Origin of the sequence: Rhodoferax sp. OV413, assembly GCF_945881795.1 — a bacterium.
In the GTDB taxonomy this organism is placed as follows: Bacteria; Pseudomonadota; Gammaproteobacteria; order Burkholderiales; family Burkholderiaceae_C; genus Allorhodoferax.
This window is the reverse complement of the sequence record NZ_CAMCVG010000044.1, coordinates 1-18972: the sequence shown is the minus strand read 5'-3', so window position 1 is coordinate 18972 and position 18972 is coordinate 1. Positions and strand designations below refer to the sequence as shown.

16 protein-coding genes and 1 pseudogene are annotated in these 18972 nt (G+C 62.2%); 2 read left to right on the top strand and 15 right to left on the bottom strand.

The features are described 5' to 3' along the window. Positions 1-161 precede the first annotated feature (161 nt). Both Q0O05_RS07165 and Q0O05_RS07160 read right to left on the bottom strand, forming a co-directional pair. On the bottom strand, positions 162-527 hold the full coding sequence (locus Q0O05_RS07165) for an RnfH family protein (RefSeq protein ID WP_293661619.1): 366 nt from the start codon (positions 525-527) through the stop codon (positions 162-164). Between the two features lie 2 nt (positions 528-529). Next, complete coding sequence (locus Q0O05_RS07160) at positions 530-973, bottom strand: type II toxin-antitoxin system RatA family toxin (RefSeq protein ID WP_293661617.1); 444 nt, start codon at positions 971-973, stop codon at positions 530-532. An 80-nt stretch (positions 974-1053) separates the two neighbouring features. On the opposite strand from Q0O05_RS07160, the gene smpB reads away from it, so the two are divergent. Next, the gene (gene smpB / locus Q0O05_RS07155; protein ID WP_293661615.1) at positions 1054-1527 is read left to right on the top strand and encodes an SsrA-binding protein SmpB; all 474 of its coding nucleotides are present in this window, start codon (positions 1054-1056) and stop codon (positions 1525-1527) included. Here smpB and Q0O05_RS07150 read toward each other — a convergent pair. The 12 genes from Q0O05_RS07150 to Q0O05_RS07095 all read right to left on the bottom strand — a co-directional run bounded on the left by Q0O05_RS07150 (position 1524) and on the right by Q0O05_RS07095 (position 17650). After that, positions 1524-2633 (bottom strand): enoyl-CoA hydratase/isomerase family protein, encoded by a 1110-nt coding sequence (locus Q0O05_RS07150; protein WP_293661613.1) that lies wholly within the window; start codon positions 2631-2633, stop codon positions 1524-1526. The genes smpB and Q0O05_RS07150 overlap by 4 nt on opposite strands. Then, complete coding sequence (locus tag Q0O05_RS07145; RefSeq protein ID WP_293661611.1) at positions 2630-3502, bottom strand: DMT family transporter; 873 nt, start codon at positions 3500-3502, stop codon at positions 2630-2632. The genes Q0O05_RS07150 and Q0O05_RS07145 overlap by 4 nt, the downstream gene beginning before the upstream one ends. A 42-nt stretch (positions 3503-3544) precedes the next feature. Further along, a complete protein-coding gene (typA, locus tag Q0O05_RS07140) occupies positions 3545-5368 on the bottom strand; it encodes a translational GTPase TypA (RefSeq protein ID WP_293661609.1) in 1824 nt (607 codons plus the stop codon). Between the two features lie 14 nt (positions 5369-5382). Next, positions 5383-6348: a tRNA pseudouridine(55) synthase TruB gene (gene truB / locus Q0O05_RS07135; protein ID WP_293661607.1), complete on the bottom strand. Its 966-nt coding sequence runs from the start codon at positions 6346-6348 to the stop codon at positions 5383-5385. Positions 6349-6454: 106 nt separating this feature from the next. Next, positions 6455-6823, bottom strand: a complete 369-nt coding sequence (gene rbfA / locus Q0O05_RS07130) for a 30S ribosome-binding factor RbfA (protein ID WP_293661605.1) — start codon at positions 6821-6823, stop codon at positions 6455-6457. Between the two features lie 14 nt (positions 6824-6837). Next, positions 6838-9804 (bottom strand): translation initiation factor IF-2, encoded by a 2967-nt coding sequence (infB, locus tag Q0O05_RS07125; protein WP_293661603.1) that lies wholly within the window; start codon positions 9802-9804, stop codon positions 6838-6840. Between the two features lie 24 nt (positions 9805-9828). Then, positions 9829-11325 carry a transcription termination factor NusA gene (gene nusA, locus Q0O05_RS07120; protein WP_293661601.1) on the bottom strand — a complete coding sequence of 499 codons (1497 nt, stop codon included), beginning with the start codon at positions 11323-11325 and terminating at the stop codon, positions 9829-9831. A gap of 61 nt (positions 11326-11386) precedes the next feature. Next, positions 11387-11986: a ribosome maturation factor RimP gene (gene rimP / locus Q0O05_RS07115; protein ID WP_293661599.1), complete on the bottom strand. Its 600-nt coding sequence runs from the start codon at positions 11984-11986 to the stop codon at positions 11387-11389. Between the two features lie 135 nt (positions 11987-12121). Continuing rightward, positions 12122-13726, bottom strand: coding sequence for a dipeptide ABC transporter ATP-binding protein (locus Q0O05_RS07110; protein WP_293661597.1), 1605 nt, complete (start codon positions 13724-13726; stop codon positions 12122-12124). After that, a complete protein-coding gene (locus Q0O05_RS07105; protein ID WP_293661595.1) occupies positions 13723-14778 on the bottom strand; it encodes an ABC transporter permease in 1056 nt (351 codons plus the stop codon). Before Q0O05_RS07105 ends, Q0O05_RS07110 begins: the two co-directional genes overlap by 4 nt. Next, the gene (locus Q0O05_RS07100) at positions 14744-15796 is read right to left on the bottom strand and encodes an ABC transporter permease subunit (RefSeq protein ID WP_293661594.1); all 1053 of its coding nucleotides are present in this window, start codon (positions 15794-15796) and stop codon (positions 14744-14746) included. The genes Q0O05_RS07105 and Q0O05_RS07100 overlap by 35 nt, the downstream gene beginning before the upstream one ends. A gap of 57 nt (positions 15797-15853) precedes the next feature. Continuing rightward, positions 15854-17650, bottom strand: coding sequence for an extracellular solute-binding protein (locus tag Q0O05_RS07095; protein ID WP_293661593.1), 1797 nt, complete (start codon positions 17648-17650; stop codon positions 15854-15856). A 39-nt stretch (positions 17651-17689) separates the two neighbouring features. Between Q0O05_RS07095 and fabI the strand changes: the two genes are divergently transcribed. After that, entirely contained in the window at positions 17690-18472 is a 783-nt protein-coding gene (fabI, locus tag Q0O05_RS07090; RefSeq protein ID WP_293661592.1) for an enoyl-ACP reductase FabI, read from the top strand. A 141-nt stretch (positions 18473-18613) separates the two neighbouring features. On the opposite strand, the pseudogene Q0O05_RS07085 reads toward fabI, so the two are convergent. After that, positions 18614-18972 (bottom strand): annotated as a pseudogene (locus tag Q0O05_RS07085) (lysine decarboxylase); the annotation flags it as partial.

The window sequence follows — 18972 nt, the reverse complement described above, 5'->3', positions numbered from 1 at the left end:
GCCAACCGCTATGCGGAGGCGGCGCCCCTGAGCGCAGCAGAAAAAATACGACTTCTTGGCGAACTCGATCCTGTAAAGCGACTGGAGTCGGTGATTCGCCTGGTGGACGAATCTTGATTGCCGATGACGCTTCACTGAGAGCGACGCCTGGGCCCCGGGCGCTAGTAGCCCGCCTTGCTGCCGGCGCGCCTTTGGGCAAACAGGCCCGCGCTCTTGGCGCCCTGCTTCGAAAAACGCTCGCGGCGGGCCACCTTCGGGTCCACTTTCAGCGGACGCAGGAGCTCAAGCCTGTCTCCATCGCGCAAAAGCTGGTCGGCTGCCGCTTTGCGGCCCCACACCGCCAGAGAGAGCGCATCTATATCAATATCTGATAACCCGTTAAGCAAGCCACTCAGACGCACCGCCTGTGCCGCGGTGCAGGCCTCCGGCAGGTGCAGCTGGACCTGCGTAGTTTGGCGCGCAGCGGGCGACCAGACTACCGTGACCGACACGCCCTGGGCCTTATCCGGCAGGGAAGCACTGGGCATGGTCAGTCGCCGTACACCGCTTGGGCGCGCTTGACAAAGGCGTCCACCAGATTGGCGGCAATTTTGTCGAAAACTGGTCCCACCAGCTTGCCCAGTGTGCCGCTCGCGAAGCCGTAGTTCAGCAACAGCGTGACCTTGCAGGCGCGCTGGCTACCGTCGCCCACGGGCGCGAAGGTCCACTCGCCGTCGAGCTTGGAAAAAGGGCCCTTGACGAGTTGCATGCCGACGCGCTCGCCGGAATGGTGGGTGTTGCGGGTGGTGAACGTCTGGCGGATGCCGCCGAAAGAAAGCCCGATTTCTGCGGTCATGCCGCTCTCGTCTTCGCCCAGCACGGTGGCGTGGTCGCACCACGGAAGGAACTGCGGGTAGTGGGCCACATCCGTCACCAGTGCGTACATTTCGGCGGGGCTGTACCAGATGAGGACGGACTTGTTAACAGTTTTCATAGAATGCAGGGTTGCGCGGGATTGTAGACAAGCCCCAATGCGTGTCTTTCAAACCAGCCCGTCACCCCCATTTTCACTTCATGGCCAAGAAACCCGAAACTGCTTCCCGCATTGCTGACAACAAAAAGGCTGCCTTCAACTACTTCTTTGAAGAGCGCTTTGAGGCGGGACTGGTGCTGGAGGGGTGGGAAGTCAAGTCTCTGCGCGAGGGCAAGGTGCAGCTGACCGACGGCTACGTGGTCATCCGCAACGGCGAGATGTTCATCATCGGCCTGCAGATCAATCCATTACACACCGCGTCCAGCCACGTCAGCCCCGACAAGGTCCGCACCAAAAAGCTGCTGCTGCACCAGGAAGAGATCAAGCGACTGACCGGCAAGGTCGAGCAAAAGGGCTACACATTGGTGCCCATCAATTTGCACTGGAAGAGCGGCAAGGTGAAATGCGACATCGCGCTGGCCAAGGGAAAGGCCGAACACGACAAGCGCGACACCATCAAAGACCGAGAAGGCAAGCGCGAGGTGGAGCGCGCCATGAAAGACCGCAACCGCTAAGCCAGATGGCGCAGCGGATGCACCTGCGACGGCCAAGGGCTCACAAAGAAGGGCGCCACCATGTCGGGCGTAACGTCTTCTATGCGTGCGGGCTTCCACTGCGGGGCGTGATCTTTGTCCACAGCCAGGGCGCGTATGCCTTCCACCGTTTCGCTGGCAGAACCCAAACGGCCCAGATGGCGGGAGGCAAAGCAGTGGCGCACCATGTCGCGCTCCATGCGCAAAACACCGGCCAGCGACATGCTGCGCGCGCGGCGCAGCTGCTCCAGAACCACCAACAGCATCAGCGGCGAACGCTTGCGCAGAACGCCGGCGGTGTGGCTCGCCCAGTCGGAACTATCGGACTCCAGCGCCGCGATGATGGATGGCACATCGGGGAGCGAAAAAATAGCATCAATTCTGGCGCTATCGCTGATGGAGTATGCGCCACCAGCTATGGAAAACGTAGCAACCCAGTGACCTAAGGCCCCCGGATTTTGCCAGTCCAGCCCGGCCAGCGCATCCCAGGCGGGGCCGAGCTGTGCCGGAACCATCGCGTGGTCGGCGAGCCCCGCGGCAATTGCGGTGCCTGCGTCTACCACCGCGCCGGTCAGGCCTAGCCATTCGCCGGTGCTGCCCGGGCAGCGGCTCAAAAAGTAGCCCCCGCCTACATCTGGAAACAAGCCGATGTTCGTCTCCGGCATGGCCATTTTGGTGCGCGAGGTCACCAGCCGGTGTGAGGCGCCCTGGCAAATGCCCATGCCGCCGCCCATCACGATGCCGTCCATGAAGGCGATGTAGGGCTTGGTGTAGGTGTGAATCAGGTGGTTCAGGGCGTACTCTTCGGTGAAGAAGTCTTCCAATACCGGGTCGCCGGCCAGTGCCGCCGCGTGGAAAAAGCGAATATCGCCCCCCGCGCAAAAGCCGCCAAATGGGCCTTCCTTGTTGCTGCCGCGAATTGCCACCGCGTTCACCTGCGGGTCTTGCTGCCACTGCAGCAGCGTGGCGGTGAGCGAGCGCACCATCGGCAGGCTCAGGGCGTTGAGGGCCTGCGGGCGGTTCAGGGTGATACGCCCTACCCCGCCGTGAATTTCTGTCAGTACGTCTGCTCGTGCTTGTTCTGTCATGTGCGTTGTCTCCATCCCACCCATTCATTCACCACCAGCGCCCCGATGACCAGCGCCCCGCCGGCCAGGACCGTAGTGCCCGGCGCCTCATTGGCACCCAACCAGGCCAGCAATATGCCAAAAATGACTTCCAGCAACTGCAGCAAGGATATCTCCGGCGCCTTGAGCACCTGGGCACAGCGCACGCTCAGCACACACGGCACCGCCAGCTGAAAAACGCCCAAAAATCCGAGCAGCGCCACATCGTGGGCGTTAGCTTGCAGGGGGAGCGCCAAAGGGAGCGTCAAGATGCAGCACAGCAGTGCACCCACCCATACCGCGGGCATGAGGTCGACATCCTGCCCGCGGTCATGGGCATGCTGGGTGATGGTCCAGTTGGTGGCGCCTGCAATCGGCACACACAGCGCCACCAGCGTGCCCGCCAGGGTGACGCTGCCGATTTGTGAGGCCACCATGTAAATAATGCCCACACCTGCCACCACCACCGCAACCCAGGTGCGCAGCGGCACCCGGTGCCCGATGAAGATTCGGGCAATCAGCGCGGTGAGCAGTGGCCCCATGGCCATGGTGACGAGTACGTTGCCCACCGAAGTGAGCGTGAGAGCCACCATGTAGGCGGTAAACATGACGCACCAGCACAAGCCCGACACCCAAAACGCAGCGCTAGCACGGCGGATTTTGGCGAATACGCCCCTCCCGCTCACCCACGGCAGGATGACTGACAAGCTGAGTACTGTGAAAAACGCGCGCCAGAAAGTCACCTCGAAGCTGCGCGCAGCTTCCAAGTGCCGCGTTACCACTCCGGCGGTTGACCACATCAAGGTGACCAGCACCATCAGGAAGATGGCGCGGTTGTGGGTGAGCTTCATAACGCGGGCCGCATCAGGCCGGGGCGGGCCCCGGGTGTTGGCTTAGTCGCGGCCTGCGCGCTTGCGCTCGTGCTCTTTCAGGTAACGCTTGCGCAGACGCACCGACTTGGGCGTGATTTCCACCAGCTCGTCGTCTTCAATAAATTCCACGCCGTATTCGAGCGTCAGCTCAATCGGCGGGGTGATCTTGATGGCGTCTTCCTTGCCGGAAACACGGAAGTTGGTCAGCTGCTTGGTACGGGTCGCGTTGACGATCAAGTCGTTGTCACGGTTGTGGATGCCCACAATCATGCCTTCGTACACCGGATCGTTGGCCTTCACAAACATGCGGCCGCGGTCGTCGAGCTTGCCCAGGGCGTAGGTAAAAATTTCACCGTCGTCCATGGAAATCAGCACGCCGTTTTTGCGCCCGCCGATGTCGCCCTTGTGTGGCTCGTAGCTGTCGAAAATGTTGGAGATCAGGCCGGAACCGCGGGTCAAGTTGAGGAATTCGTTTGAAAAACCAATCAAACCGCGGGCTGGAATGCGGTACTCCAAGCGCACACGGCCGCGGCCGTCGGGTTCCATGTTGATGAGCTCGCCCTTGCGCTCGCCCAGCGCCTGCATCACGCCGCCCTGGTGCTGCTCTTCAATGTCGGCAGTCACCAGCTCAATCGGCTCGTGCTTTTCGCCGTTGATGTCCTTGAACATCACGCGGGGCTTACTGACTGCCATTTCGTAGCCTTCGCGGCGCATGTTTTCCAGCAGGATGGTCAGGTGCAGTTCGCCGCGGCCCAGTACTTCAAACACGCCTTCTTCGTCGGTTTCGTTCACGCGCAGGGCCACGTTGTGTTGCAGCTCTTTTTGCAGGCGGTCCCAAATTTGGCGGCTGGTGACGAACTTGCCTTCGCGACCGGCCAGCGGGCTGGTGTTGACGCAGAAGTTCATGGTCAGGGTCGGCTCGTCCACCTTCAGCATGGGCAGAGGCTGGGGGTTGGCAGGGTCGGTCACTGTCACGCCGATGCCGATGTCTTCAATACCGTTGATCAGCACGATGTCGCCGGGGCCGGCAGCCAGAGATTGCATGCGGTCCAGGCCCTGGAAAGTCAGCACCTGGTTGATGCGACCCTTCATAGCCTTGCCGTCCGGGCCTTCCATGACCACTACGTCCTGCATGGGCTTCAGGGTGCCTTGGCTGATGCGGCCCACGCCGATGCGGCCCACGAAGCTGGAGAAGTCCAGCGCAGAGATTTGCAGTTGCAGCGGTGCGGCAGGGTCGCCGGAGTTCGGTGGAACATGCTTCAGGATAGTGTTGAACAAGGCCGACATATCGGGGCCCCACTGCTCACCGGCCGCACCCTCTTCCATCGACGACCAGCCATTGATGCCCGAGGCGTAAACCACCGGAAAGTCCAGCTGCTCATCGGTTGCGCCCAGCTTGTCAAACAAATCAAACGCGGCGTTCACCACCTTGTCGGGGTTGGCGCCGGGCTTGTCGACCTTGTTCACCACCACGATGGGTCTCAGGCCCAAAGCCAGCGCCTTCTTGGTCACAAAGCGGGTCTGGGGCATGGGGCCTTCCTGGGCGTCGATCAGCAGCAAAACGCTGTCGACCATGCTCAAGGCGCGTTCCACCTCGCCGCCAAAGTCCGCGTGTCCGGGGGTGTCGACGATGTTGATGTGGGTGCCTTCCCAGCTGACTGCGCAGTTTTTGGCCAGAATCGTGATGCCGCGCTCTTTTTCAATCGCGTTGTTGTCCATCACGGTGTCGACCACTTTTTCGTGCTCTGCAAAGGTGCCGGACTGGCGCAGCAACTGGTCCACCATGGTGGTTTTGCCGTGGTCAACGTGGGCAATGATGGCGATGTTTCGGATTTGTTTACTCATGGTTCACTTTCTGCTCAAGCCGCGGGGGCCAGGGTTGCATTACTCTGTTTCAAACTCTGCTCAAGGGCCATCTGTTGGCCCAGCGTTTCGCTGATTTCGAGGGGACTCAGCAAACGCACGGGAATCAACTCCCCGCCCTTCACATGGGCGGTGCCCAGAAGGGCTTTGGGGGAGGCGGCATACACGGCCACATGGGCCTCGTCGGCCCAGGCGCCACGCCGGCGCATGCCGGTCAAAAAACGTGCCGCATTGTCACTGTCCAATGTGACAGGCACGAAGGCCGGAATGAGCGCCTCCACCGGCAGCAGGCAGGCCAAGCGCTCATCCTCGGACATGGCTTCCAGCGCGTCCAGGCTGATGCATTGGCCGGCATCAAAGTTGCCGGTGCGCACGCGGCGCAACGCGCTCAGGTGTGCGCCACAGCCCAGTGCCTCGCCGATGTCTTCGCCCAGCGTGCGGATGTAGGTGCCCTTGCTGCAATCCACTCTCAAATTGATAGCTGTATGCGCAGTATTCGCGGGCGATTGCAGCTGTTTTATCGCATAAATCACCACGTCGCGGGCCTGCCTCTCGACCTCGATGCCGGCGCGGGCGTACTCATAGAGCGCCTTGCCGTCTTTTTTGAGGGCACTGTGCATGGGCGGTATCTGGGAAATGTGGCCGGTAAAGCGCTGCAGCACCGCCTCCAGCAGCTCTGGCGAGTAATCCACCGGCCGCTCGCTCAGCACTTCGCCCTCGGCATCGGCGGTGCTGGTTTTGATGCCCAGTCGCAGCGTGGTCTCGTAGCCCTTGTCGGCCTCCAGGTGCATCTGGCTGAATTTGGTAGCAGCACCAAAACAAAGCGGCAGCACGCCGGTGGCCAGTGGGTCCAGCGTGCCGGTGTGGCCGGCCTTATCGGCGCGCAGCAACCACTTGGCCCGCTGCAAAGCCTGGTTGCTGGAAAGGCCCAAGGGCTTGTCGAGCAACAGCACACCGTGCACTGCCCGACGCACGATCCTGGGCCGGCGCTCTGGCGCAGCGCAAGCACTACCGCCGCCCCCCGAGGGGGCAAGCGCTCCCTGGGGCGGCCCTGCGTAACTCACGGGTCTAATCCTCTTTGGCGCGAGACGACACCGCACGGGCAATCAGTGCATTCATATCAGCCGCACGCTCGGTGGTCTGGTCAAAAATGAAGTGCAAGGTCGGCACGGTGTGGATGTGCAGCCGCTTGAACAAGCCGGCGCGCAAGAATCCGGCGGCCTGATTCAGGCCCTCGGCGGTCCCGACAGGGTCGCCCACCAGCAGGCTGAAAAATACCTTGGCGTGGGCGTAGTCGGGTGTAACTTCGACGCCTTGAATCGTGACCATGCCCACCCGCGGGTCCTTGAGCTCGCGCGCAATCAGCTCGGCCAGATCCCGCTGGATCTGGTCGGCCACCTGAAAGCTGCGGTTGGGCGTGGATGACTTTTTGCGCACTCGGTGTCTCTGGCTTAGAGGGTACGGGCGATTTCTTTGACCTCGAAGAACTCCAGCTGGTCACCTTCTTTGATGTCGTTGTAGTTCTTGAGCTTGATACCGCACTCGAAGCCTTCCTTGACTTCGCGCACATCGTCTTTCATGCGCTTCAAGGAATCGAGTTCGCCGGTGTAGATCACCACGTTCTCGCGCAGCAGACGGAAATGCGCGCTGCGGGTGACAAAGCCGTTGGTGACCATACAACCCGCCACGGTGCCGATCTTGGACGCCACGAACACGGTGCGGATTTCGGCCATGCCGATGACTTCTTCGCGCTTTTCCGGCGCCAGCATGCCGGACATGGCTGCCTTCAACTCATCGACCGCGTCGTAGATGATGTTGTAGTAGCGGATATCGACACCATTGCCCTCGGCCAGTTTGCGCGCGCCGGCATCGGCACGGGTATTGAAGCCGATCACGATGGCCTTGGAAGCAATCGCCAGGTTGATGTCGGACTCGCTGATACCGCCCACTGCGGAATACACCATCTGCACCTTGACCTCTTCGGTCGAGAGCTTGAGCAGGGAGGTTGCAAGCGCTTCCTGGGAACCTTGCACGTCGGCCTTGACGATGATGGGCAGCATCTTGACGTCGCCCGCCGCCATGTCGGCAAACATGTTTTCCAACTTGGCAGCTTGTTGCTTGGCCAGTTTGGTGTTGCGGAACTTACCGGCGCGGTAGGTGGCGATTTCACGGACGCGGCGTTCGTCCGCCATCACCATGAATTCGTCACCGGCCTGCGGCACCTCGGTCAAGCCTTGGATTTCGACCGGAATGGATGGTCCGGCGGTCTCAATCTTTTGGCCGTTTTCGTCCAGCATGGCACGCACGCGGCCATAGGTTTGGCCAGCCAGAACCACATCGCCCACCTTCAGCGTGCCGGACTGCACCAGCATGGTGGCCACGGGGCCGCGCCCCTTATCGAGCTTGGCTTCAATGACCAGGCCCTTGGCCATGGCCGCCACCGGCGCTTTGAGCTCGAGTACCTCAGCCTGCAAGAGAACTTGTTCCAGCAAGGTGTCTATGCCCATGCCGGTCTTGGAAGACACGGCCACAAACGGAGAGTCGCCGCCGTATTCTTCAGGTACCACCTCTTCAACCACCAGCTCCTGCTTCACGCGGTCGGGGTTGGCATCGGGCTTATCGGACTTGGTAATCGCCACCACCAGCGGAACGCCGGCGGCTTTGGCGTGCTTGATCGCCTCTTTGGTTTGCGGCATCACGCCGTCGTCGGCCGCGACCACCAGAATCACGATGTCGGTGGCCTGCGCGCCACGGGCACGCATGGCGGTAAACGCTTCGTGGCCCGGAGTGTCCAGGAAGGACACCATGCCGCGCGGAGTTTCGACGTGGTAAGCACCAATGTGCTGGGTAATACCGCCTGCCTCGCCCGCCGCCACTTTGGCACGGCGGATGTAGTCCAGCAGCGAGGTCTTGCCGTGGTCGACGTGACCCATGACTGTGACCACGGGGGCGCGAGGCAAAGAAGGCGCCTCCTGGCCTTGCACATCATCATCGGTAAAGGCCTCCGGATCGTCCAGCGCTGCGACCACCGCTGTGTGGCCCAACTCTTCCACCACGATCATGGCGGTGTCTTGGTCCAGCGGCTGATTGATGGTGACCATCTGGCCCAGCTTCATGAGTTGTTTGATGACCTCGGAGGCCTTGATGGCCATCTTGTGGGCCAACTCAGCCACGGTAATGGTTTCAGGAACGTGCACTTCGATGATGCGCGCTTCCACCGGAGCGGACTGCTGGTGATGCCCGTCGTCACGGTCGCGATCGTTACCGCGGCGTCCCTTAGGACCGGCGCGCCAGTTGCTGGAGCGTCCGGCGCCCGCGCTGGTATCGCCGCGCGTTTTGAGTTCTTTCTTCTTGGCAGGATCGCCCGCCCAGCTGCTGGAGAGCTTGGCAGACTTGACTTCCTTGCCCGCGCCGGCTGGTGAGCCTGGGGCGCCGGAGTCGCCAGCGGGCTTGGCCGCCTTGGCGACTGTTGAGCCGGTGGCGGGCTTGTGCAGCGTGCCCTTCATGCCCGCTTTGGCGTCCGCAGCGGGCTTGGGCTCTTCAACCTTCTTGTGCGGGACAAGAACCTTCTTGGGGGCCGCCATCATGGAACGGATGGCAGCCGCTTCGGCTTCTGCCTTTTGGCGGCGCGCGCCCAAATCGGCGGCACGCGCGGCGTCTTCGGCGGCAGCGGCTTTGGATGCAGCGGCGGCGGCGATGGCTGCCTCGGACAAGGCGGGAGTCACCGGCTTGGCAGCCGACTCGTTGGCTTTGGCGGCCACGACAGCGTCTCGTGACCGTGCCGCAGAAGGTGCGGTAACGGATGTCGCTGCGGCGGCGGGCGCAACGGCGGATTCAGCACCCTTGGCACCGGCTTGTGCTTGTGCCTTGAGGGCTGCTGCGGCCTGCGCTTCGCGCTCCGCGGCGGCAGCAGCCTCTGCGGCGGCACGGGCGCGGGCTTCCTGCTCCTCACGCTCGCGGCGGCGCTGGGCCAGTTCTTCCTCTTGGCGGCGGATCAGTTCGGCCTGGCGGCGGGCTTCTTCCTCGCGGCGGGCCAACTCGGCTTCTTCCGCGGCCTGGGCGGCTTGTGCTGCAGCAAGGTCTTGCTCGTCAGCCTCGGGCACACCCTCGACGCCATCATCGCGGCGCACAAAGGTGCGCTTCTTGCGCACTTCCACCTGAATGGTGCGGGCCTTGCCGGTGGCATCGGCCTGCTTGATTTCGGTGGTCTGTTTTTTGACCAGCGTGATCTTTTTGCGCTCGGGGCTGGCGGTGCCGTGGCTGCTTTGCAGGAAGTTCAACAAGCTGTGCTTGTCTGCGTCAGTGAGCACATCGGCCGCGGAGCCCTTGGGGACCCCGGCGGATTTCAGCTGTTCGAGCAGGGTATCGGTCGATTTTTTGAGTTCATTGGCAAACTCGGCAACGGTCGTACTGGACATATTTCGTGGAACCTTTCATGACCGTTACTCTTGAGAAGCGCCGTCATTGGTAAACCAATGCTCACGCGCCTTCATGATCAGGGCCTTGGCCTCGTCCTCAGACTGGCCGGTAATTTCTGTCAATTCATCAACGGCAAGGTCGGCCAGATCGTCGCGGGTATGCACACCGCCATCTGCCAACTTACCGATCAGTTCGGAGGACAGGCCCTCCAGGTCACGCAGGTCTTGCGAAACCTCTTCCACGTTTTCTTCGCGGGCGATTTCCATCGTCAACAGGGCGTCTTTTGCGCGGTTACGCAGTTCGTGCACCGTGTCTTCGTCGAAGGATTCAATCTCCAACATCTCTTGCAGCGGCACATAGGCCACCTCTTCCAGGCTGGTGAAGCCTTCGGCAATCAGGATATCGGCGATTTCCTCGTCCACGTCGAGCTTTTCCATGAACAGCCTGCGGCCCGAGTCGGTCTCGTTGGCCAGCTTTTGGGCCGATTCGGCCGCGTCCATGATGTTGATTTTCCAGCCGGTCAGGTCCGAGGCCAGACGCACGTTCTGCCCGCCGCGACCGATGGCGATGGCGAGGTTTTCCTCGTCCACCACCACATCCATAGCGTGCCGCTCTTCGTCGACCACGATGGAAGACACGTTGGCCGGAGCCAGCGCGCCAATCACAAATTGCGCGGGGTCCTCGCTCCACAACACGATGTCCACGCGCTCACCGGCCAACTCGTTGGTCACGCCGTTGACGCGGGTGCCACGCACGCCGACGCAGGTGCCGATGGGGTCGACCCGCTTATCGTGTGACAACACGGCAATCTTGGCGCGCGAACCGGCGTCACGGGCACAGGACTTGATTTCCAACAGGCCTTGCTCGATTTCGGGCACTTCCTGGCGGAACAGCTCGATCATGAATTCGGGTGCCGAGCGCGACAACACAATCGGCGCGCCCCGCAGCGTCAGGTCGACTTCCATGATCATGGCGCGAACGCGGTCGCCGGTGCGCAAGTTTTCCTTGGGAATCATCTCGCCACGACGCAGGCGGCCTTCCACACGGCCGCTCTCGACAATGATGTCGCCCTTGTCCATGCGCTTGACGGTGCCGACAAAAATCTTCTCGCCGCGCGACATAAAGTCGTTGAGCAGCATCTCGCGCTCCGCATCGCGGATTTTTTGCAGGATGACTTGCTTGGCCGCCATGGCGCCGATACGGCCGATAGGCACCGAAGGAATGGTTTCCTCGATGTACTCGTCCACCTCAATGTCTTCGATCTGTTCTTTGGCTTCGAACAGCAGAATTTCCTGGTCGGGCAGTTGCAGGCCGGCCTCATCGGGAACCACATGCCACCGACGGAAGGTCTCGTAGTTGCCGCTGTCGCGGTCCAGCGCGACACGGATGTCCACGTCGCCTGCGTACAGCTTTTTGGTCGCCTGGGCCAAGGCCGACTCGACGGCGCCCAAGACCACGTCACGCTCCACGTTTTTCTCACGGGAAATTGCTTCAACCAGCATCAACAGTTCGCGATTCATGCCAAGACTCTCCTGATCACACTATTCAACCAAACCAAAACGATGTGCCTGCGGTGGGCGTTCAGCCCTCATCCGCCTGCCCCTGGCCGCTACGGCCTTTGAAATTCACAATGGGCGCCAAGCGCGCGTCGCGCAGTTCGTCAAGCGTAAAACCCAGCGCCTGCAGCGGCGCGGGAACCCGCTTCTTGCTTATCTTTTGTCCGGGCTTGGCCTCGGGCTCATCGCTCCAGACGATTTGCCAGCCGGTGCTGCCGTCGGCAGCGGGCACGCGCTCGAGCGTGCCGCGGAATTTCTTACGGTTGGCGTTGACCTGTCCGTTCGCGGCCGCACCCATGGGGGCCTTCAGCGTGAGGTCTATTACTTGCCCTGTAAAACGTTCAAAGTCTTGGGTGTGGCGCAGCGGGCGATCGATGCCGGGGGAGGACACCTCCAGGCGCTTGTATTCGACACCATCCACCTCCAACGCAAACTGCAGCTGGCGATTGACTTTTTCGCAGTCTTCGACGTTGACGTATTGCTCGGGTGCCGCTGCGCCCTCGGCAGGGGCCGTCCATGGCAGGTCGATCGTTATACGCAACAAGCCGCCGGCAGAGCGTTCAATCTCCACCAGGTCGTACCCCAGTCCTGCCACGGTTTGCTCAACGATTTCCTGTAATGCCACGTCTCTTAAGCCTGCCTGAACACTCGATTGAAAAAGGACCGACCAAAAAAAACGGGCGGTAGTTACCCGCCCGTTTGGTCGTGAGCGCGGATTGTACCCGAACGCGTGGCCTAGCTGGCTTGAATGACAGGGAAATTAAGCACTCGCGGCCAGCAGGCTGGCGGTGTACGGATGGCTGGGGCGCTGCATCACCACCTCTATGGCGCCGGCCTCCACAATCACTCCTGCCTGCATCACCAGCACATGGTGCGCCATAGCCCGGATGACGGCCACGTCGTGGGTAATCAGCAGGAAGGCCAGCCCCCGCTGGCGCTGCAGGGCCTGCAAGAGGCGAAGCACCTGCTGGGCCATGGTGACATCGAGCGCGCTGGTGGGCTCATCGAGGACCAACATGGCAGGCTCCAGCACCAACGCACGCGCAATCGCCAGCCGCTGGCGCTGCCCGCCGGAAAACTGGTGCGGATAGCGCTCCAGAATGCCGGCAAACTGAGCCTCCCCCATGCCCACCGAGTCCAGGGCCTGCTCCACCCGGGCGCGGCGCTGGTCCGCCGGCAGGCCCGGCATGTGCACATCGAGCCCCTCGCCCACCAGCTCCTCGACCGTCAGGCGTGGCGACAGCGAAGAAAACGGATCCTGAAACACCACCTGCACCTGCTTGCGCAGCGGCAAATTAGCTGCCGAGCGGCCCGCCCACGCCTGCCCGCCCACCCGCACCTCGCCACTAAAAGGAATGAGCCCCAGCGCCGCCAAGGCCAGTGACGACTTGCCCGAGCCCGACTCCCCCACCACGCCCACCGTCTCACCACGGCGCACCTGAAAGCCTGCCGACTGAACCGCTGTGAAGGTGTTACCCGCAAACCAGCCGGCCACGCCCGGGCGCGGCACCCGGTAGTCCACCCGCAGGTTGCGCGCCTCCAACACCACGGCGGCATCCGGCGGCAGCGCGTCCACATCCCGCACCGGCGCGCTCTCCAGCAGCTGGCGGGTGTAGGCGTGTTCGGGCGCGGCAAAAACATCTGCTACAGCGCCCTGCTCCACGATCAGTCCCTGCTCCATCACCGCCACACGGTCAGCGAATTTGCGCACCAGATGCAGGTCATGGGTGATCAACAAGACGGCCATGCCCTTGCGGCGCTGCAGGTCCGACAACAAATCCAGAATCTGCTGGCGCACGCTCACATCCAGCGCCGTAGTGGGTTCGTCGGCTAGCAGCAGCTTGGGCGCGCAGGCCAGCGCCATGGCAATCATGGCGCGCTGGCGCTGCCCGCCGGAGAGCTGGTGCGGGTAGGCGCGGGCGCGGCGGGCGGGGTCGTCGATGCCGGTTTCCGCTATTAATTCAATAGCTGCTTGCGCAGACTCCGCGGGCGATAGGCCCTGTTTTTCCTCTAAAACCTCGGCAATCTGCTTGCCGATGGTGAAGAGCGGATTCAGCGCCGTCATCGGCTCCTGAAACACCATGGCAATGTCCTGGCCGCGCAAACCGCGCAGCTGCCGCTCGGGCAGGCTCAGCAAGTCCACATCGCCCCGGCTGGACGCAAAATCCGCCCGCCCTTCCACCGCAGCACCCTGCGCCAGGCCCAGCAAGCTCAGGGCGGTGATGGTCTTGCCGGAACCGGATTCGCCTACCAGCGCCAGCCTCTCGCCGGAGCGCAGGGCAAAGCTCACGCCGTGCACCACCTCGCGCTCGCCGAAGCGCACGCGGAGTTGGTCCACCTGCAAGAGCCAGGGCTCGGTGCTCATGTGTCCTGCTTCCGGGGGTCCAGCGCGTCGCGCAGGGCGTCGCCCATTTGCGTCAGCAGCAAGAGCGTGACAACCAGGACGCAGAACGTCGAGAGCGAAATCCACCAGGCATCGATGTTGTTTTTCCCCTGCGACAGCAATTCGCCCAGCGATGGCGTACCCGGCGGCACGCCCAGACCCAGAAAGTCGAGCGAGGTCAGCGCCAGAATCGCGCCGCTCATGCGAAACGGCAAAAACGTCACCACCGGTGTCAGGCTGTTGGGGAGGATGTGGCGGGTGATGATGGTGCGGTCGGACACGCCCAGCGCCCTTGCCGACCTCACATAGTCCAGCTGCCGGTTGCGCAGAAACTCCGCCCGCACATAGTCCGACAGGCCCATCCAGCCAAACAAGCTCAGCAGCACCAGCAACAAACTCACGCTGGGAGCAAACACTGCGCTGAAGATGATGAGCAAATACAGCTCAGGCATGGAACCCCAGACCTCGATAAAACGCTGGAACACCAAATCCGTTTTGCCGCCAAAAAATCCCTGAATCGCCCCGGTCACCACCCCCAGCACCACACCGGTCACGGTCAGCGCCAGCGCAAACAGCACGCTCACCCGAAAACCGTAAATCAGCTGCGCCAGCAAATCGCGCCCGCGGTCGTCGGTGCCCAGCCAGTTGGCGGCACCCGGCGGCGCGGGATTGGGTGCGGTGGCAAAGTAGTTCAGGGTCTTGGGGCCATAGCGGTTGGGGGCGAACACGGCCCAGTTGCCCGGCTCGGCCAGCCTCTGCTGAATGAAGGGATCGAGATAGTCGGTGGGGGTGGCAAAGTCGCCGCCGAAGGTGGTCTCGGGGTAGTCCTGAACCAGCGGCCAGTAAACCGTGCCTTGGTAGACCACCACCACCGGCCGGTCGTTGGACACCAGCTCGGCACCCAGGCTAAGCAGCACCATCACCCCGAAAAGCACCAAGCTGGCAAAGCCCAGACGGTTGCGCCGAAAGCGCCGCCAGGCGCGCAGTGAGGGGCCGGGGTTAGTCGAAGGTGACACGGGGATCCACCCAGGCATAACAAAGGTCCGACACCAGCTTAGTCACCAGGCCAATCAGGGTAAACAAATACAACGTGCCCATGACCACGGGGTAGTCCCGCCGGATCACGCTCTCATAGCTCAGCAGGCCCAGGCCGTCCAGCGAAAACTGGGTCTCAATCAGCAAGGAGCCGGTGAAGAACGCCCCGATGAAGGCGGCCGGAAAGCCGGTCACGATGGGGATGAGCGCATTGCGCATAACATGCTTCCACAGCACCTTGCGCTCGGGCAGGCCCTTGGCGCGCGCAGTCAGCACATATTGCTTGCGGATTTCTTCAAGGAAAGAGTTCTTGGTGAGGATGGCAATCGTGGCAAAGCTGCTCATCACCATCGCAGTCACCGGCATGGCGATGTGCCACAGGTAGTCCGCTATCCGCGCGCCCCAGGACAGGCTCTCCCAGTTCGCCGACACCAGGCCCCGCAGCGGAAACCACTGCAGCTGCCCGCCAAACACCACCAGCAAGGCCACCCCCAGCACAAAGCCTGGAATCGCAAACCCGATCAGCACCACGAAGCTGGTCACCAGATCGAACCGCGAACCCGCGTTAACCGCCTTGGAAATGCCCAGAGGAACGGCCACCAGATAGCTGATAAAAAAGGTCCAGAGCCCGAGGCTCATGGAGACCGGCAGCTTCTCCCAGATCAGCTCGGACACCTTGCGGTTCTGAAAGAAACTGGTGCCCAGGTCAAACCGTGCAAACTGAGACAGCATCTGCCAAAACCGCTCGGGGGCCGGCTTATCGAATCCGTACAGGGCTTTGGCCTGTTCCAAGCGCTTGGGGTCGACGCCCTGCGCGCCGCGGTAGCTCAAGCCGCCTTCGGCACCAGAGCCACCACCACCTGCACCACCCACACCCGCAACTCCGGCCTTGGCCTCTGCCAGGTACTGCTCAACCGGGCCACCCGGCACGAATTGAATGACCACAAAGGTCAGCAGCAACACGCCAAACAGCGTGGGCAGCATCAGGAGCAGGCGCTTGAGGGAATAGACCAGCATGATTCGATTATGCGGATGGCCCAACGCCGCAGCGGCGCCACGCAGGTGAGAGCAGCTTCATTGCGCCCACCAGGTGTCAATCGCCCAACCCTCGCCCTGCGCGAAGGGCGGCATCCGGGCGGGCTTGGCCAGGCGCCAGGCGTTGTAGGCAATGCGGTGCGTGGCGGCTGACCATTGGGGAACCAGCAGGTGGCTGTGGGCAATCACGCGGTCCAGCGCCCGGCAGGCCGGCAGGAGCGCGGCTTTGGAGCTTGCACCGGTCATTTGCTGGATAAGGGCGTCTACCGCGGGGCTCTGCATCCCGCTGAAGTTACCGGAATCTTCCTGCAAGGCGGCTTTGCTGCCGAACAGGTCCATAAATTCCTGCCCGGGGTTGTGGGTGCCGCCGTAGGCGATGGAGGTGATATCGAACTCAAACTTCTGCAGCCGCTGTTGGTAGAGGGCAAAGTCCACCGGCCTGAAATTGAGCTTGACGCCAATTTTCTCAAGGTTGCGGGCCCACGGCGTAACCACCCGCGCGCCGGCCTCGTTGCTGTCGAGGTACTCCAACTCAAAGGCCTGGCCACGCTCGTTGCGCAGCGCGCCGTCGCGGTACGTCCAGCCGGCCTCTTTGAGAAGCGCCTGCGCCTGGCGCAGGTTGTTGCGCAGCGACTCATCTCCATCGGTGCGCGGCGGGCGGGCCATTGGGCCAAAGGCAGCTTCGGGCACCTTGCCGCGCCAGGGCGCCAGCAGGGCCAGCTCCTCGGGCGGCGGCAGCCCGGTGGCCTGGCAGTCGGTGTTGCCAAACAGGCCCTGCACCCGCTGGTAAGCGCCGTAAAACATTTGCCGGTTCATCCACTCGTAGTCCAGCGCCAGGCCCAACGCCTGACGCACACGCGGGTCTTGCAGCAGCGGCCTGCGGGTGTTGAGCACATAACTCTGAAAACCGGTGGGCAGACGGTGCTCGAACTCGGTCTTGACCAACTCGCCGCTATCAAACTTGCGACCGGTGACGCGGCGGGCCCAGTCGCCGGCGGAGAAAAAGCGCATCAAGTCGAGCTCGCCGGCCTTAAGCGCCTCCAGCCGCGCGGTGCTGTCTTTGTAAATCTTGACGGTGATCCGGTCGAAGTTGGCGGTACCCCGGCGCACGTTCAGGTCGCGGGCCCAGTACTGCGGGTCGCGCAGGTAGGTAATGTCCTTGCCAAAGTTCACCGGGCCGACCCTGTAGGGGCCGCTACCGATGGGAATATCCATCACGATCTGGTCAAACGGCTTGGACTTGCCGTCCGACTCGCCCCACTTGTGGCTGAATACCGGCAAACGGCCGACCGTCAGCGGCAAGTCACGATTGGATTTGGCAAAGCGGTAGCGGATGGTGCGCTCGTCCAGCGCCTCGGCTGACAACACGTCTTCGAGCATGCTGCGAAAACCGGGCGCGGCCAAAGGCCCCTTGAGCATGTCAAAACTGTGCTTCACATCACGGGCCAGCACCGCGTCCCCATTGTGAAAGCGGGCCTGAGGACGCAGCACAAAGGTGGCACTCAAGCGGTCTGCAGCCACGCGGACATCCTGCGCCAGCAGCCCGTAGCCGGCGGCGGTTTCGTCCAGCGCTCCGGCCAAAAGGGTGTCAAACATCAGGCTGCTCAGGTAGGCAGGCGCCGAGCCTTTCACGGTAAAGGGGTTGTATTTGTCGAAAGTTGAGGTGCGCAGGTTGCTGACCAGCCGCAGCTCGCCGCCCTTGGGCGCCTGGGGGTTGACGTAGCTGAAATGTGCGAAGCCGTCGGGGTACTGCAGGTCGCCCCATAGCGCGTAGCCGTGCTCCGCCCAGGCCTTGCCAGCCATCAATGTCCAGAGTACGAGCGCCCAAATCCGCATGCGACAATTCTGCATCAGTCGAATTTTGAAGAGGATCCTATGGGCTTTTTAGCAGGCAAGAAGTTGTTGATTACTGGCGTGTTGTCCAACCGCTCCATCGCGTACGGCATTGCCAAAGCGTGCAAAGAACAAGGTGCCGAACTGGCGTTCAGCTACGTGGGCGAGCGTTTTAAGGAACGCATTACCGAGTTCGCCGCCGACTTCGACTCCACCTTGGTGTTCGATTGCGACGTGGGCAGCGACGAGCAGATTGAGCAACTCTTCAATGACCTGTCGGCCCACTGGCCCACGTTTGATGGCTTTGTGCACAGCATCGGATTTGCCCCGCGCGAGGCGATTGCCGGCAACTTTCTGGACGGAATCACCCGCGAAAACTTCAAAATCGCGCACGACATCAGCGCCTACAGCTTTCCGGCCATGGCGAAGGCCGCCCTGCCCTACCTCTCACCCAAGGCGGCGCTGCTGACCCTGACCTACCTCGGGTCGGAGCGCATCATCCCCAACTACAACACCATGGGCTTGGCCAAAGCCTCGCTGGAAGCCAGCGTGCGTTATCTGGCCGAAGCAGTGGGCCCCAAGGGCATCCGGGTCAACGGCATCAGCGCCGGGCCGATCAAGACACTGGCCGCCAGCGGCATCAAAGACTTCGGCAAGCTGCTGCACATGGTGGCCGACGCGTCACCCATCCGCCGCAATGTGACCACGGAGGACGTGGGCAACGTTGCCGCCTTCCTGCTGAGCGACCTGGCCGGCGGCGTGACTGCCGAGATCACCTACGTGGACGGCGGCTACAGCCAGACCATGGGTACCGCCATCGAATAGGACGCAGGATAGGCAGCAAGATAGGCAACAATTCAGCCGCTAGCGCTTATGCAGTAAGCGCTAGCCGCTATCAAAAAAAGAGCGCCGGCAGATTACTCTGCCGGCGCTCTTTTATTGGGGCTCCCGGGCGTTACGAAGCGTTCAGGCCTTCACACAATCCGCAAAGTAGCGCACCTTGCCGTTTTCATCTGTCTCGCTCACCAGACCGTGCACATCGGTCTCAAAGCCGGGGCAGTTGGCGTTGAATTCGCGTGAGAACTTGAGGTAGTCCACCACTTTCTTGGTGAACACTTCGCCTGGCACCAGCAGCGGGATGCCGGGTGGATACGGGGTCACCATGCCGACCGACACGCGGCCTTCGAGGTGGTCGATCTCGACGCGCTCGGTCTTGCGCAGCGCAATGTGGGCGTAGGCGTCGCTGGGCTTCATGGCGGGCACCAGGTCGCTCAGATACACCTCGGTGGTCAGGCGGGCAATGTCAAACTTGGCATACAGCTGGT

What these genes read in the sequence shown, in the direction of transcription:
- Q0O05_RS07165 (WP_293661619.1), bottom strand. Translation starts at nt 527, where the DNA reads ATGCCCAGTGCTTCCCTGCCGGATAAGGCCCAGGGCGTGTCGGTCACG.
- Q0O05_RS07150 (WP_293661613.1), bottom strand. Translation starts at nt 2,633, where the DNA reads ATGACAGAACAAGCACGAGCAGACGTACTGACAGAAATTCACGGCGGG.
- Q0O05_RS07105 (WP_293661595.1), bottom strand. Translation starts at nt 14,778, where the DNA reads ATGCCTGGGTGGATCCCCGTGTCACCTTCGACTAACCCCGGCCCCTCA.
- nusA (WP_293661601.1), bottom strand. Translation starts at nt 11,325, where the DNA reads ATGAATCGCGAACTGTTGATGCTGGTTGAAGCAATTTCCCGTGAGAAA.
- infB (WP_293661603.1), bottom strand. Translation starts at nt 9,804, where the DNA reads ATGTCCAGTACGACCGTTGCCGAGTTTGCCAATGAACTCAAAAAATCG.
- Q0O05_RS07095 (WP_293661593.1), bottom strand. Translation starts at nt 17,650, where the DNA reads ATGCGGATTTGGGCGCTCGTACTCTGGACATTGATGGCTGGCAAGGCC.
- Q0O05_RS07145 (WP_293661611.1), bottom strand. Translation starts at nt 3,502, where the DNA reads ATGAAGCTCACCCACAACCGCGCCATCTTCCTGATGGTGCTGGTCACC.
- Q0O05_RS07100 (WP_293661594.1), bottom strand. Translation starts at nt 15,796, where the DNA reads ATGCTGGTCTATTCCCTCAAGCGCCTGCTCCTGATGCTGCCCACGCTG.
- Q0O05_RS07160 (WP_293661617.1), bottom strand. Translation starts at nt 973, where the DNA reads ATGAAAACTGTTAACAAGTCCGTCCTCATCTGGTACAGCCCCGCCGAA.
- smpB (WP_293661615.1), top strand. Translation starts at nt 1,054, where the DNA reads ATGGCCAAGAAACCCGAAACTGCTTCCCGCATTGCTGACAACAAAAAG.
- typA (WP_293661609.1), bottom strand. Translation starts at nt 5,368, where the DNA reads ATGAGTAAACAAATCCGAAACATCGCCATCATTGCCCACGTTGACCAC.
- Q0O05_RS07110 (WP_293661597.1), bottom strand. Translation starts at nt 13,726, where the DNA reads ATGAGCACCGAGCCCTGGCTCTTGCAGGTGGACCAACTCCGCGTGCGC.
- fabI (WP_293661592.1), top strand. Translation starts at nt 17,690, where the DNA reads ATGGGCTTTTTAGCAGGCAAGAAGTTGTTGATTACTGGCGTGTTGTCC.